Genomic DNA, 14,342 nt, shown 5'->3' with positions numbered 1-14,342 from the left:
CTCTAACTAAGCTGGGCGGTATGAACGACCTGACCATCGCGCCTGGCCCAGGGATCCCCGGGGGTCTGGTCATCGTCGCCGCCGACCTGACGGAGCGGTTCGCGAAGTCGTCGGGACCAGGCGGCCAAGGCGTCAATACTACGGACAGCAAAGTGCAGCTTTCCGTCGATATCGCTACGTGCTCATCGCTTTCCGACGCCCAGCGTCGCCGCGTCCTCCACAACCACGAGCACCGCCTAGACGGCACCGTCCTTACCGTTACCGCATCGACCCAGCGATTGCAGGTACGCAACCGCGCCGAGGCACGCGAACGCATGGCCGCCCTCTTGCGCGAGGCGCTCGCTCCGCCTCCTCCCCCGCGGCGCAGGACCAAGCCGACGCGGAGCTCGGTGCGACGCCGTCTCGAAGCGAAAAAGCGGCGCTCGGAACTCAAGTCCACGCGACGGCGGCCCCAAATTCCCTAGTTCGAACCATCCGCATGCATATCCTCACGCTGACGGACCTGGTTCGGGTAACCGCTACGCTGAGACAGCTTGGACCGGTTGAATCCGCTCGATTTCCGAGAGGATCTTGTCTTCCGCAACGTCCAAGTCATATTGAGTCTGTAACCCGAGCCAGAACTGGGGGCTCATTCCGAAGAACTTAGCCAAGCGAAGAGCAGTGTCCGCGGTTACAGCCCGCTTACCGTGAACAATTTCGTTGATCCGGCGGGGCGGAACGCCGATGGAGACTGCGAGCTTGTGCTGGGTGATCCCCATTTCCTTGAGAAAGTCCTCCATGAGGATCTCACCGGGGTGAACCGGAGGGAGCTTGTCAGTGGTAGTCAACGATCTCAACCTCCTCTGGCCCCGCGGCGGACCAACGAAAACAGATCCGCCACTGGTCGTTGATTCGAATGCTGAACTGACCCCGCCGATCACCTTTCAACGCCTCGAGCCGGTTTCCCGGGGGAATCCGTAACTCATCAAGAGTCTGCGTGTACCCAAGCTGGCGAAGCTTGCGCAGCGCTACTGAGTGAATGCGGGAATCGATCGAGCGAACTCGCTCTCGATTCCACAAACGCTCAGTGTCCTTGTCAGCGAACGACTGGATCATGCTTCACCCTATCCCCCATAACGCGAAGCGTCAATAACGCTACACGTTAAATTTGAACTCCACGGAGTGTCGGCGATAAATAACCATTTTATTCGCAAGTGCGGAAGTAGCAACGAAATACCGCTAAAACGGACAACATGGGGGTGCACAGAAATACATATAGGTTCTGCGGAAAACCTATAGGGATCGTCGCTATAAACCGCTGTGCGTGGAAAACATAAAGGGTTTACGGACCCGGTCCCAGCCCCCTCAATACTCTGAGCCGGGAGAATGGAAAATGGAAGTCGATGTATCCCCACTATTCATTTTTCCGTTCTTCGGAGTACACCGGGAGCTACTCCTTCGGACCAGCTCCGTGTGAACTAGATGAGAAAGCGCAGCAGCGAATCATCGACGCTGGACAGTTGGTACTGCGGGCCCGCGAGCGGCACCCCGAGGGGTCACTCGCGGAGCACTACAACCCGTTAGCGATGGACCAAACTCTGCTCAAGGCTCACGACGAAATGGACCGAGAAGTAAATAAAGCTTTCGGTGTGGCACGCAAACTCACCAACGAGCGCCAGCGCCAGGAGCTACTGTTCGCCAGCTACGGGGAGTTGTCGAGGGGCTAATCTCCTCGCTTCCATCAAAATCGAAACCACCAGCAGGGTCGTTCCCCGTGCGGGTAATTTTGATCGGCCCCGCTGCTGGGTATAGAACCCTGTCGCCGGCAACGCCGGGAACTATGACTGTGCCCGACGAGAACACGTCACTGTCATAACCCGGCTCACGGTAGACCAGCACTGGTCGTCCACTACTACTGGTGGATTTCGGTTTGGGTGGCGGGGAGATTAACGCCGCCGGCCTCGTTTTTTGCGTTGAGGAGGGCGTTGACTACTTCCCGATTGTGAAATTGGCCGATGGTGCGATGGAGAGGAACCAGTCACCTGAAAGAGATCGATCCAGTCGCTGGTGCGCAATCTGGGGGGTAGGGTTGCGGGGTCGATTCCTCGCGAGCGCAACCATGATTGTGTATCTGAACGTGATGAAAACAACCCTGCCCTTCGGAGAATTTCCCCTATCCCGCGTCCCCGGGCGGTGAAAACGGTGTGCACCATAGCCTGAAAGGCTTTGCGTTGCTCTATCGGGATCTTCGGGTCACCCACCCGGCGGATCACTAAGATCCCCCCGTCAACGTTAGGCTGTGGACGGAAAGCAGACCTTGGTACTCGGGAACCAAGGTGAAACGTGAACCATGGGGACCACTGAGCCGTCATCATCGTGCTTGCGCCTACCCCGGCCCGGCGGCGAGCGACTTCCCACTGCATGAGGAGTACAGCGTCAGTCCATGCCGGCGCATGCAACAACTTTCGAAGAATGGCAGTGGTGAGGTGAAAGGGAATGTTTCCCACAATGACGCAGGGAGTGGCGGGTAACGGGGAGTTAAGGAAATCATCATGGACCACTTCGACCGACGCCGAGGCGGTCTTTTTTGTGAGTTTGGCAGCTAGTTTTGCGTCTACCTCAACTGCCGTTATTGCCCTCCCCAAGCGGGATATCGGGTGAGTGAGGGCACCGCTTCCCGGCCCGATCTCGATGATGGGGCCGGTGGTTTGTTTTACAAGATCGACGATGGTGTTGATGATCTTTTGGTCTGTGAGAAAATTTTGGCCATGTTCGTGACGGCCGTATCCGTATGTAGACATCAGGTGTGCTCCGTGGAGTTGAAACGGAGCCGGGCATGGCAAATGGCCGCCCGGCTAAAGGACCGGAGCGGTTTTTGACCCGCGGGAGGGAGAAAACCGCCTTAGCGGTTGGTGAGCGGCCGCATGAAAACGGAACCTGAAATCAACATGGTTCTATCGTATCCAATTAATTTCGCAGGGTGCAATACGGTGAGAAAGAAGACAACCGCACCGCAACAGTGCAAGACCTCTCTGGATTGGAATTTGTCCTACCTTCGGGGCGTCATACAGACGCCACTGGCGTATTTTGTCTCTGGGCAACGAGGGGGAGTTACCCCCACCTCCGAATGTTTTTAAGGTGCACCCCTGATTACGCTGGGGTGCGGGAGTAATTCTGTCCGACCGATCGGACTGTCCAGCGAGGTCCCAGCAGATGATCGCGTCGATTTCGCCGCGTTCGAGGGATGCCACCATGGCGTCGTAGTTGGGGCGAGCCACATTCTTCTTTGACGCGGAAATGGACTGATCGACGTCGTTATGTCCTATGTCCAACGTGCAAGCCACGCTGCTTTGCAATGACTTCACAGTCCTGAGGCTGCAGGTCGATGGTGCGGCCATCCACGTCAGCGTCTCGTGAGATACGACGGCAAATAGGAGCGCGTGTTGTCAAACGCTATTAATAAGGCCTAGCTACACATTGAACTTAAATTCAACCACGTCGCCGTCGTGCATGATGTAGTCCTTGCCCTCCTGGCGGACCTTCCCCTTAGCCTTTGCCTCGGCAATCGAACCGGCCTCGACCAGATCACTGAAGGACACAATTTCAGCCTTAATGAAGCCACGCTCAAAGTCAGTGTGAATCACGCCGGCAGCCTGCGGGGCCGTAGCACCCTTCGGAATGGTCCAGGCGCGAGACTCCTTCGGGCCAGCGGTCAGGTAAGTCTGCAGACCAAGAGTGCGGAAACCAGCGCGAGCAAGCGAATGCAGGCCCGGCTCAGTCTGACCAATTTCGGCCAGCAGCTCATTGCGGGATTCCTCATCCAGCTCCAGCAGGTCTGACTCGGCCTTCGCATCGAGGAATACACAGTCCGCCGGTTCCACAGCAGCGGCCAAATCCGCGCGGCGGTCCTCGTCGGCAAGCACTTCCTCGTCAGCATTGAAGACGTAGAGGAACGGCTTTGCGGTGAGCAAGTGCAGCTCGCGCAGAGCAGAGAGCTTCACATCATCAGAAGCAGCGAAGAGAGTGCGCCCCTCTTCCAGCACGGCAAGAGCCTGCTTGACGGCTTCAACCTCGCCGACCTTGTCCTTATCCTTCTTGGCTTCCTTTTCCAGACGCGGCAGCGCCTTCTCAATAGTCTGGATATCAGCCAGAATCAGCTCGGTTTCAATCACACCGATGTCAGAGGCCGGGTCGACCTTGCCGTCGACATGCACGACGTCATCATCATTGAATACTCGCACGACCTGACAGATAGCGTCAGCCTCGCGGATGTTGGCGAGGAACTTGTTACCAAGACCTTCGCCCTCCGATGCACCCTTGACGATGCCGGCGATGTCCACAAACGACACCGTAGCCGGAAGAATACGCTCGGAGCCGTAAATTTCGGCGAGCTTATTCAAACGTGGATCGGGAAGCTCCACAACGCCGACGTTCGGCTCGATGGTGGCGAACGGATAATTCGCAGCCAGCACATCGTTGCGTGTCAAGGCGTTAAACAGGGTTGACTTTCCGACATTGGGCAGACCGACGATTCCAAGTGTAAGACTCACATTGCCCATCTTACGGGCTTGGGGAGACAGATTTGAACTCGCCCTAGCTTCGTGAAGTTGCCCCCTATCCCCTGCGAACCCCCATAATGAATATGTGAGCAATAAACCCAATGAAGGCGAAGAGCGGACTGCGCAGTCCGAAAAAGACGCTATCGATCACGTAATGGGATCGGAGCCTCTGCGTATAGAACAGTCTCTGTCTATACCCTCCGACGCCCATAAGTCAGCGGCAACGCAACCGGATTTGCCGGAAGATGCTGAAAACCTCGATGAGCTTATGAGCGAAAACGACTCCGAGTCCATCGACCGCGCCGACGTCATCGGCGAGGGCGCCCGGTGGTTCGCAGGTTGGTGTCTGCGCTTCCTCATCACAGCAGCGGCGCTGTACGTCAGCGCTATGATTCTGGGAAAGATTTGGGCTGGCGTTCTGCCGATTTTGTTGGCCCTGATTGTCTCCACGGTGCTGGCCCCGCCCGCCGTGTTCCTGATGAAACACCGCTGGCCCCGCGCACTCGCCGCACTGACGGTCATCCTAGGCGCGGTGGCGGTGCTTGGCGGCGTTGTCGCGTTCCTCGCCCCGACTGTGCAGTCGCAGTTCCCAGAATTGCGTCGCCAGTTCACCGACGGCATTCAGGAAGTCCAGAACATCATTCAGGCCCCGCCATTTAACGTCAAGGATGAGCAGATTCTCGATGCTCTGGACCAGGGGTCCACATGGCTTCAGGAGCGCTCCGGCGATATCGCCAACACAGTCTTCCAAGGCATCTCGGTGGTCTCCTCGGCCGCCGTAACCTTGATGGCAATGTTGGTTCTGACGTTCTTCTTCATCAAGGACGGCCAGGACTTCCTGCCATGGCTCCGCCGCCTGACCGGACGTCGTCTCGGCTGGCACCTCACCGAGGTGCTCACCCGCTCCTGGAACACGCTGTCGGGCTACATCCGCACGCAGGCTATCGTTTCGCTTATCGACGCGGTCTTCATCGGTGCCGGTCTTGCAATTTTGAATGTGCCGCTGGCAATGGTTCTGGCCGTGGTGACTTTCTTCGCTGGCTTCATTCCTATTGTCGGTGCGTTCACCGCCGGCTTCATTGCAGTGGTAGTCGCACTCGTCGCCAACGGCCTGACTACAGCAATCCTCGTATTGCTCATCATCATTGCTGTCCAGCAAATCGAGGGCAACATCCTCTCCCCAATCCTGCAGGCCAAGGCTATGGACTTGCACGCCGCAATCGTCCTGCTGGTCGTTCTGCTCGGTGGCGGTATCTTCGGCATCATCGGCGCCTTCCTGGCGGTGCCAGTCACCGCAGTCGTCGCGGTCTGGTTCCGCTACCTCGGCGACCTCACAGATTTGCGTACGGGCGACAAGACCGCAAAGGACATCGAGTTCGCCACGGACGCCGGATCGATCTCGGGTATTCAAATTGAAGCTGCCGGCCGTGCGATGCGCGACCGACTGGCTTCGTTCCGCCTGGGCAGTGACGACTCCGACAGCTCTGCAGAGAGCGCCGTGAAGGCAGATGCTCGCACCGCCGGTAAGGTTTCCCCCGATGCTGGTCCGACCAAGCAGGAAGAGGGAACGATGACCAAGGCCTTCCATAAAGTCTCTGAAGTGGTCTCCGGGTCTTTCTCTAAGAAAAAGAAGTAAGGCGAAATTTTAAGACACGGGCGAGCCCACATACCGGGCTTGCCCGTATTATCACTAATAACCGGTAGGATACGCATTCGTGTCGAACAGATCAGCAATAACCCGTAAAGGCAGTGGAAACAAACCCCTGCTTCCACGCGTGCCAATGTTTGTGCCGCCGTTGCTGATGCTTCTAGCTGGCGTTATTGGTTTGCTCTTTTCTGTTCCCAACGGTTCGATTGGCAAGCCCTACTTCATTGCTTTTGCCGTGGCTGCTGTGGCCGGAACACTGTTGGTGGTTCCTCGCGGTCTGGTAGTTACCGTCGCTCAAATCCCCATTTTGTTCGCGCTTGTCACCTTTTTCACAGCGTGGTTTACCGGTTCTCTCGCCGATCCTGAAAATGGTGGCGCGACCGCGACAACCTCTAAACGCGCTCGCCTGGTGACCTCGGCATATCCCATCATCCAGCAGTTCCCGTGGCTGCTGGTCTTGATGATTATCTGTGTCATCATCGCAGTGTGGCGTTACCTCGAAATCACCCGCACCCAGGAGAAATCCCTCAACACCCAGCGCAAGGTCGCTAAACAACGCCAGCACCGTGACGAAGCCGCTGTCGAATCCAGCTCTCAGGTTCGCCGTCGTCTCGCCGAATCTGATCGCCGGGTCGCCTCTCGCACCCAGGAACGTCCTGCTTCACGACGTCCCGCTGCGGACATTATCCGAGATGCCGAAGCTCGCCGCCAGGCGCGCCAGCAAGCTGCACGCTCTCGGCAGGAGACTTCTCGTTCTGGTGCCCGACCTGCAGCGAACGCCAACTCGGCATCGCGCAACGCCGAGCAACTGCGTAAGCGACCAGTTGACCGTTCTGGGGAGCGTGCCCAGCAGCGCTCGAATTTCGCACAGCGGGCTCAGCAGCCAACCTCCCGTTGGCAGTCTCGCTCGCATCCGGGGCAGGCGCAGTTCACTCAGGATTCCACTTCGCCGAACTCGACTAGACAGCAGCCTCGTCGTCCGATTGAAAGGCCAAACGCACCGCAGCGGCCAACGCCAGAGTTTCCCCGTCGTCAAACTGAAGGAACGGCACGGATGTGGGGAGAACAGTCCTCGCCGGAGTCTCCGTCCGAAAAGTCTCAACAGAGCCCCGCACGCCAAGTGGGCAACCACCGCCGCACCGAGGAGTGGCCACCGCGACAGCAGCGCCCTCGCCAGGAGCGGATAACCGGCCACGATAGCAGGTCTCGTTACCGCAAGTAACTCGGGCTTGCACCTTTACCGTCACAGTTGCCCACAGGCAAATTTAGCCTGTGGGCAACCTGCGTTTATTAGCAGGGCGATCCGCCCCATCGTGTAAGTGTTGATGTATGTCGAAATTGGAAACGTCGGCCGAGAAACCGGTTCAGGTTCGGCGCCTGAACCAGTTAGTCAAGGACTATATTGAGCGCCTTGGACAGATTTGGGTCGAGGGGGAAATCGCCCAGGTCAACTCCAAGCCGAGTTGGAAGCTCTCCTACATCACTCTGCGTGACACCTCCGCGGAGTTTTCGGTGTCGGTGACTTGTTCTACTGCGGCACTGCGTAATAATCCGTTGCGCAACGGCGACCGCGTAGTGGTTTTGGGCAAGCCTGCGTTTTATGCCGGGCGGGGGCAGTTTTCCCTGTGGGCTACGGAGTGGAGGCCCGTAGGTTTGGGGCAACTATTGGCACGGCTGGAACAGCTGCGCCAAGCGCTAGCGGCGGAAGGCCTTTTTGATCCACGGCTGAAACGCCCTCTGCCCTACCTCCCCAACAAGATCGGGTTGATTACCGGTCGCGGTTCGGCAGCTGAACGCGATGTGCTTTCGGTTGCGGGTGCCCGCTGGCCTGAGGTGGATTTCCGGGTAATCAACACAATTGTGCAGGGAGCCAAGGCTGTTCCGGAGATTATTGAGGCTCTGGCACAGCTCGACGCCGACCCGGAGGTCGACGTCATCATCGTCGCCCGTGGCGGTGGCAGTGTCGAAGATTTGCTGCCTTTTTCAGATGAGGCGCTGATTCGTGCGGTGAGTAAGGCGACAACACCGGTGGTTTCTGCGATCGGACACGAGCCGGATACTCCACTGTTGGATTATGTCGCTGACTTACGTGCTGCCACACCGACGGATGCAGCAAAGAAAACAGTGCCCGATGCTGCTGAGGAACGCCGCCTAATTGCACAGCTGCGTGAACGCACCTCGGCATCCCTGCGGCGATGGGTTGACCGTGAAGTAGCTACTCTGCGGGATTTGACGTCGCGGCCGGTACTGCGCGATCCGCTCACTCCCATCCGCGTGCGTGAAGAGTTTGTCACGGCGCAGGTCGATCGGCTGCGTTTTCTCATCCACCGCAGTCTGGAACGCGAGGAAGCAGTGGTATCGGGATTGCGCGGCAAGGTTTCAGCACTTGGCCCCTCTGCCACACTCGCTCGCGGCTATGCCATCGTGCAGGCACAATCGGCTACTCAGCCAGAACCACAGATTGTGACCTCTATTGCAGATGCTCCGATGGGTTCCCAACTGCGAATTCGCGTCAGTGACGGCTCCATCTCTGCAGCAACGCTCGCTACGAAGCCAGCGAATTAATAAGCACTGACTTTTCCAACCTTGAAGCTTTAATTACTAGATGTGAAGGACGTATTCGCTAATGAATGACAATGTTTTCGGCGCGGGTCAGGCTCCCTCTTCGGAGGAACAGGTACCGGTGGAGAACCTGAGCTACGAGCAGGCGCGAGATGCGCTGGTTGAGACCGTCAAGCTCCTAGAACTCGGACAGATGAGCCTGGATGAATCCCTGGCGCTGTGGGAGCGAGGCGAGGCGCTGGCCCGCCGCTGCGAGGAACATTTAGCTGGCGCACGGGCAAAAGTTGAAGCCGCCTTGGCCAGCAAGAATCAGGATGCCGCGGCTTCGGCCGAGAATGCGGGCGGTGAGGAATAAAAAGAGACGAGAAACGATCGTCAGTGCACGTCGTTTCTCATCTCGTGGCCGATAGTTGAGTTCAGCTATTTTATCGCGCTAGTTGGAATTATCGACCCAGGCGACCTCTCAACTCAGCTTACTTTGCTGGTGCCGACGGCGTCTCGGACGCAGTCTGCTGCGGCTGTGACGGATCCGGCATTGTCGCGTCCGGATCGATTGGCTCGGCCTTCTGCAAAGCCGCCGCCAACTGTGTGAACTCCTCGTCGTTGGCAGTGCCCTCGATAATTGCGCGGGAGTCACCGAGGTTCCCAACCCATACGCGACGCACGTTGTCCTCAGCCGGCACATACTTAGTCCAGGTTGTACCTTCCACGTCAGTGGTACCGTCGCGGAGACGATTCTTACCGTCATCCGGCAGCTGACCTGCTTCCGCATCTGTTTGCGTGACCTGGGCGAATGCTCCGCTAGCGGTGACATAGCCAATAATGGTCGTCTGCTTCCCCGCCGCCATACCCGCGCGGGTCGAGTTTGAAGTCCAGCCCTCAGGCACCTTCGGCAGGCGAACTGGATAGTCCACGCGCCGAGCCTCCATGTTCACGAATGGGGCGGCATCGACCTCGCGCACCGGACCGTTTTCCGGCTTCCCGGGGTTAAAACTGCACAGGCCGGTAAAGCCGATGGTGACAGCCACCGCAAGAAACATCACCACGAGGGTGAGAATCATGTCTCGACTGTCCTGCAAAATCCTAGGTTTCTCATTCGCCACGCGCTCAAGTATGCCAAAGGCCCCGCAACGAACCTAGTCATCAGTCGCATCCGCACAGCTGCGGCTAGCAATACTTGATGACGGACGCTGTCGACGTCGTCAAGCGAACGGATTTCAGAACAAAATACTGATACTCACGTGATGTGGGAGTTTAGCCCTGAAGCTCCCCCCACTTTGGCGCTGCGTCCACCCCCGAAGATGAAAAAGGTGGAACACTAGTAACAGATGCAATGGCGCTCAAAAGGACGCGCCAAACATCGATAAATAGAAATTGTTGCAGCGCCAAACCCCAGTTTCCTGGCGTGGCGTCTCCCAGCACATTCTCAAACCTCAAAAGAGTTCCTAAAAAAAAACGACGGAAGGGCCAGAAGTCAATGAACGCCTCGAATCCTGAAGCACCAGATCGCAACCTTGCGATGGAGCTCGTCCGAGTTACTGAGTCCGCTGCACTGGCGGCTGGTCAGTGGGTCGGTCGTGGTCAGAAGGAAAAGGGCGACGGCGCTGCCGTCGATGCCATGCGTCAGCTCATCAACACCGTGGCTATGAACGGTGTCGTTGTTATTGGCGAGGGCGAAAAGGACGAAGCCCCGATGCTGTTCAACGGCGAAAAGGTCGGCAACGGCCAAGGCCCGGCCGTTGACATCGCGGTTGACCCGATTGACGGCACGACTCTGATGGCAGAGGGCCGCCCGAACTCTATCGCTGTTCTTGCTGCTGCAGACCGCGGCTCCATGTACGACCCGTCGGCTGTGTTCTACATGGATAAGATTGCTGTTGGCCCGGAGGCTGCCGGCAAGATTGACATCGAGGCTCCAGTTGAGCACAACATCAAGGTCGTTGCTAAGGCCAAGGGGCTGCGTCCGGAAGATGTCACTGTTGTCGTGCTGGATCGCCCGCGCCACGCTGACATGATTCGTGACATCCGCGAAGCTGGCGCCAAGGTTCGACTGATTGGCGATGGTGACGTTGCTGGCGCTGTTGCCGCAGCTCAGAACACGAACTCGGTCGATATCATGATGGGCGTCGGCGGCACCCCAGAAGGTGTCATCACCGCATGCGCCATGAAGTGTATGGGCGGCGAAATCCAGGGCAAACTGCACCCGCGCGATGAGGCCGAAATTAAGAAGGCTCTCGACGCTGGGCACGATCTTTCTCGTGTTCTGACCACCGATGACCTGGTCGCATCCGACAACTGCTACTTCGTTGCCACTGGTGTCACCAACGGTGACATGCTGCGCGGTGTCGCTTACCGCGGTAACGGTGCATGGACCCGCTCGCTGGTTATGCGCTCCAAGTCCGGCACCATTCGTCGCATCGAGGCTTTCCACTCCCTGGAGAAGCTGCGCAAGTACGCCAGCATCGACTACGGCAAGGGCGAGATGCCTGACATCGATCTGTAAGTAACTACCCCTTTAGTGGTGCCCTCAGGGCACCACTTTTTTAACAAACTGATTCATACTTGAAGACGAATGCGCTAACGGTTCTGCATCGCATGAAAATTGCATGCGCAATGAGGGGTCGTTCTGCGCGCACTCAAGTTCCCCTAACTGAAAGAGGCAACGAATGACAGAGCAGCAGTTCCGCATCGAGCACGACACCATGGGCGAGGTTAAGGTTCCGGTTAACGCCCTGTGGCGCGCACAGACTCAGCGTGCAGTTGAGAACTTCCCGATTTCCGGCCGTCCGCTGGAGTCTGCACAGATTCGCGCTATGGGTCTGCTGAAGGCAGCTTGCGCCATCGTCAACAAGGAGCGCGGCCTGCTGTCTGCTGAGCAGGCAGATGCCATCGTCGCCGCTGCCAAGGAAATTGCCGAAGGCAAGCACGATGCTGAGTTCCCGATTGACGTCTTCCAGACCGGTTCGGGCACTTCTTCCAACATGAACACCAACGAAGTCATTGCGTCCATCGCAAAGGCCAACGGCGTTGAGGTTCACCCGAATGACCACGTCAACATGGGTCAGTCTTCCAACGACACCTTCCCGACTGCCACTCACGTCGCAGCAACCGAGGCAGCTGTCAAGGACCTCGTCCCGGGACTGAAGGTTCTGCAGGAGTCCCTGGCTAAGAAGGCCAAGGAATGGGAGACCGTTGTTAAGTCCGGCCGCACTCACCTGATGGACGCTGTCCCGGTGACCCTGGGTCAGGAGTTCTCGGGTTACGCTCGCCAGATTGAGGCTGGCATTGAGCGCATCGAGGCCACCCTGCCGCGTCTGGGCGAGCTGCCAATCGGTGGTACCGCTGTTGGCACCGGCCTGAACACCCCGGCGGACTTCGGTGCCAAGGTCACCGCTGAGCTCGTCGAACTGACCGGCATCAAGGAGCTGCGCGAGGCTCAGAACCACTTCGAGGCTCAGGCTAACCGCGATGCCCTGGTCGAATTCTCCGGCGCTATGCGCACCGTCGCAGTCTCCCTGAACAAGATCGCTAACGACATTCGCTGGATGGGCTCCGGCCCGCTGACCGGCCTTGCTGAGATTCACCTGCCGGATCTGCAGCCGGGTTCCTCCATCATGCCGGGTAAGGTCAACCCGGTTCTGTGCGAGACTGCCACCCAGGTCGCAGCGCAGGTTCTGGGCAACGACACCGCTGTTGAGTTTGCTGGCGCTAACGGCGCATTCGAGCTGAACGTCTTCATCCCGGTCATGGCACGTAACGTGCTGGAGTCCGCTAAGCTGCTGGCGAACACCGCACGCGTCTTCGCCGAGAAGCTGGTGGACGGCATCGAGCCGAACGTTGAGCGTATGAAGACTCTGGCTGAGTCCTCCCCGTCGATTGTGACCCCGCTGAACTCCGCCATCGGCTACGAGAACGCAGCTAAGGTCGCTAAGACTGCTCTGAAGGAAGGTAAGACCATCCGTCAGACTGTTATCGACATGGGCTTCGTCGACGGCGAGAAGCTGACCGAGGAAGAGCTGGACAAGCGCCTCGACGTGCTGGCAATGGCCAACACTGATCGTGACTAGTTCTTTCTGAACTCGAAGGTGTGAGAGCACCTTACGCATAAGACCCCGTAGTCTCACTTCGCTGAAAGACTTCGGGGTCTACTATTTTTCCTTAACGTCGGACAAGTTTCAGAGAGTGACTAACTATTCCCACCTATCGCCACACCATCGCATTTCCTCGCCGTTGCGTCGCCGAGTGGTTCTCCCGCCCAGGCGCTGTCACCCGCCTAACACCGGGGCTTCTCCCGATGTCACCGAAATCCGAATCCGCCAACCTCGCCGACGGCACGACCGTATTCTCCATGCCGGCTGGCCTCAAATGGATTGCACGTCACGACCCGGCCGGTTTCCTCCCCGGCCAGAGATTCATTGACGAAGTCACCAGCGAGCCCTTTCGCCGCATCACGGGGTGGAAGCACACCCACGTTCTCTCCGATACTCCGCTTGACGACGGCAGCGCTGGCACGGTTTTAGAGGACACCGTTGACACCAAGGTTCCGGTACCCGGGTTGGATTCGATGTTCGCCTACCGTGCTACGAAGGTTGCTGGAGACCTTGCGGCCGTCGATAGGCTTTCGGAGTATTTGGGGCATGTGCCGGAGCCGCTGACAGTGGCGATCAGTGGAGCTACGGGGACCGTCGGAACGCAGCTGCGCGCGCTACTGACCACGGCCGGACATGAGGTGATTTCGCTGGTGCGCTCACGTGAACAGACGGGTGTGGACAAGCGATATTGGGATACTGCGGCACCCGCAGCTGATTTGCTGGAGGGAGTCGACGCGGTCATCCATCTGGCCGGCGCACCGATTGCGGGGCGCTTCACGGAGGCGCATCTTCGAAAGGTTCGCCATTCCCGTGTCGAACCAACGCGAGCTCTGGCAAAGCTCGTTGCATCTACTGACAGCGTGAAGGTCGCGGTTGGAGCGTCGGCGGTGGGGTTCTACGGTGCGGATCGTGGCCCAGAGGTACTCACCGAGGACGCTGGCCCTGGCGTGGAAGCGCAGCGTTACGACGGCAGCGCCGCCGCGGACAGTCTCTCGGCTATTGTGCGCGATTGGGAAAATGCATGGGATCCCGCTCGCGATGCAGGCAAGCGGGTCGTAAACGTCCGTACTGGTCTCGTGCTTGCTGGTGGCGGCGGTCTCTTGCCGCTACTAGCGGGCGTGGTGTTCACCGGACTTGGAGGAAGATTGGGGTCGGGCGAGCAGTGGTTCCCGTGGATTGCTTTGGACGACCTGTTGGACATCTATCACCGGTCGTTGGCAGATTCCGGCCTTGCCGGACCTGTCAATGCGGTGGCGCCACTGGCTTCCGGAGTGAATAATGCGGAGTTCACGAGGGTATTGGGAGAGGTCTTGCACCGCCCGACGGCGGTTCCGATTCCTTCACTGGGGCCTGCAGTACTGCTGGGCAAACGCGGTGCTGCGGAGTTGGCTCTCGCGAATCAGAGAGTAGAGGCAGCAGCGCTGCAAAAGGCGGGGCACAGGTTCCGCTTCACTTCGCTTAACGACGCCCTGCGCCACGAGCTATTGAAGGAGACGTAGCCTT

The 14,342-nt window shown here is 58.3% G+C and carries 15 protein-coding genes; 9 read left to right on the top strand and 6 right to left on the bottom strand.

Translation table 11 applies throughout. From position 1 onward, the window contains the following. Positions 1-20 precede the first annotated feature (20 nt). The gene (arfB, locus tag HMPREF2878_RS07685; RefSeq protein ID WP_010187974.1) at positions 21-464 is read left to right on the top strand and encodes an alternative ribosome rescue aminoacyl-tRNA hydrolase ArfB; all 444 of its coding nucleotides are present in this window, start codon (positions 21-23) and stop codon (positions 462-464) included. Between the two features lie 54 nt (positions 465-518). On the opposite strand, the gene HMPREF2878_RS07680 is transcribed toward arfB, so the two are convergent. Both HMPREF2878_RS07680 and HMPREF2878_RS07675 read right to left on the bottom strand, forming a co-directional pair. Beyond that, positions 519-779, bottom strand: coding sequence for a HigA family addiction module antitoxin (locus HMPREF2878_RS07680; protein WP_049189394.1), 261 nt, complete (start codon positions 777-779; stop codon positions 519-521). Positions 780-813: 34 nt separating this feature from the next. Continuing rightward, positions 814-1,095, bottom strand: coding sequence for a type II toxin-antitoxin system RelE/ParE family toxin (locus HMPREF2878_RS07675; RefSeq protein WP_049189367.1), 282 nt, complete (start codon positions 1,093-1,095; stop codon positions 814-816). Between the two features lie 287 nt (positions 1,096-1,382). Between HMPREF2878_RS07675 and HMPREF2878_RS11395 the strand changes: the two genes are divergently transcribed. Next, positions 1,383-1,706, top strand: a complete 324-nt coding sequence (locus HMPREF2878_RS11395; protein WP_049189366.1) for a type IIL restriction-modification enzyme MmeI — start codon at positions 1,383-1,385, stop codon at positions 1,704-1,706. A gap of 219 nt (positions 1,707-1,925) precedes the next feature. Here HMPREF2878_RS11395 and erm read toward each other — a convergent pair whose 3' ends face one another. From erm to ychF, 3 genes are all read right to left on the bottom strand, one after another. Further along, positions 1,926-2,780, bottom strand: a complete 855-nt coding sequence (gene erm, locus HMPREF2878_RS07665; protein ID WP_070653209.1) for a 23S ribosomal RNA methyltransferase Erm — start codon at positions 2,778-2,780, stop codon at positions 1,926-1,928. A 153-nt stretch (positions 2,781-2,933) separates the two neighbouring features. Then, a complete protein-coding gene (locus HMPREF2878_RS11515) occupies positions 2,934-3,377 on the bottom strand; it encodes a recombinase family protein (RefSeq protein ID WP_223845690.1) in 444 nt (147 codons plus the stop codon). 72 nt (positions 3,378-3,449) lie between these two features. Then, positions 3,450-4,529, bottom strand: a complete 1,080-nt coding sequence (gene ychF, locus HMPREF2878_RS07660; RefSeq protein ID WP_070653264.1) for a redox-regulated ATPase YchF — start codon at positions 4,527-4,529, stop codon at positions 3,450-3,452. A 94-nt stretch (positions 4,530-4,623) separates the two neighbouring features. Here ychF and HMPREF2878_RS07655 point away from each other — a divergent pair, with 94 nt between their 5' ends. The 4 genes from HMPREF2878_RS07655 (at position 4,624) to HMPREF2878_RS07640 (ending at position 9,103) form a co-directional block, all read left to right on the top strand. Further along, entirely contained in the window at positions 4,624-6,174 is a 1,551-nt protein-coding gene (locus tag HMPREF2878_RS07655; RefSeq protein WP_070605729.1) for an AI-2E family transporter, read from the top strand. 79 nt (positions 6,175-6,253) lie between these two features. Further along, entirely contained in the window at positions 6,254-7,408 is a 1,155-nt protein-coding gene (locus tag HMPREF2878_RS07650) for a DUF6542 domain-containing protein (RefSeq protein WP_070653207.1), read from the top strand. Positions 7,409-7,515: 107 nt separating this feature from the next. Further along, positions 7,516-8,751 carry an exodeoxyribonuclease VII large subunit gene (gene xseA / locus HMPREF2878_RS07645; protein ID WP_049181635.1) on the top strand — a complete coding sequence of 412 codons (1,236 nt, stop codon included), beginning with the start codon at positions 7,516-7,518 and terminating at the stop codon, positions 8,749-8,751. A gap of 61 nt (positions 8,752-8,812) precedes the next feature. Next, the gene (locus HMPREF2878_RS07640) at positions 8,813-9,103 is read left to right on the top strand and encodes an exodeoxyribonuclease VII small subunit (RefSeq protein WP_049181637.1); all 291 of its coding nucleotides are present in this window, start codon (positions 8,813-8,815) and stop codon (positions 9,101-9,103) included. Positions 9,104-9,221: 118 nt separating this feature from the next. Here HMPREF2878_RS07640 and HMPREF2878_RS07635 read toward each other — a convergent pair whose 3' ends face one another. Further along, positions 9,222-9,851, bottom strand: a complete 630-nt coding sequence (locus tag HMPREF2878_RS07635; RefSeq protein ID WP_083309521.1) for a DUF4245 domain-containing protein — start codon at positions 9,849-9,851, stop codon at positions 9,222-9,224. A 374-nt stretch (positions 9,852-10,225) separates the two neighbouring features. Between HMPREF2878_RS07635 and glpX the strand changes: the two genes are divergently transcribed. The 3 genes from glpX (at position 10,226) to HMPREF2878_RS07620 (ending at position 14,338) form a co-directional block, all read left to right on the top strand. Next, a complete protein-coding gene (gene glpX / locus HMPREF2878_RS07630; protein ID WP_005510610.1) occupies positions 10,226-11,251 on the top strand; it encodes a class II fructose-bisphosphatase in 1,026 nt (341 codons plus the stop codon). Between the two features lie 163 nt (positions 11,252-11,414). Next, complete coding sequence (locus tag HMPREF2878_RS07625) at positions 11,415-12,815, top strand: class II fumarate hydratase (RefSeq protein WP_016423173.1); 1,401 nt, start codon at positions 11,415-11,417, stop codon at positions 12,813-12,815. Between the two features lie 227 nt (positions 12,816-13,042). Further along, on the top strand, positions 13,043-14,338 hold the full coding sequence (locus tag HMPREF2878_RS07620) for a TIGR01777 family oxidoreductase (RefSeq protein WP_242458682.1): 1,296 nt from the start codon (positions 13,043-13,045) through the stop codon (positions 14,336-14,338). The last annotated feature ends 4 nt before the right edge of the window (positions 14,339-14,342 follow it).

The organism is Corynebacterium sp. HMSC065H09 (assembly GCF_001812845.1).
Classification (GTDB): Bacteria; Actinomycetota; Actinomycetes; order Mycobacteriales; family Mycobacteriaceae; genus Corynebacterium; species Corynebacterium jeikeium_D.
Note: the sequence above shows the minus strand (reverse complement) of the source record. Positions and strands in the feature narration are given on the sequence as shown.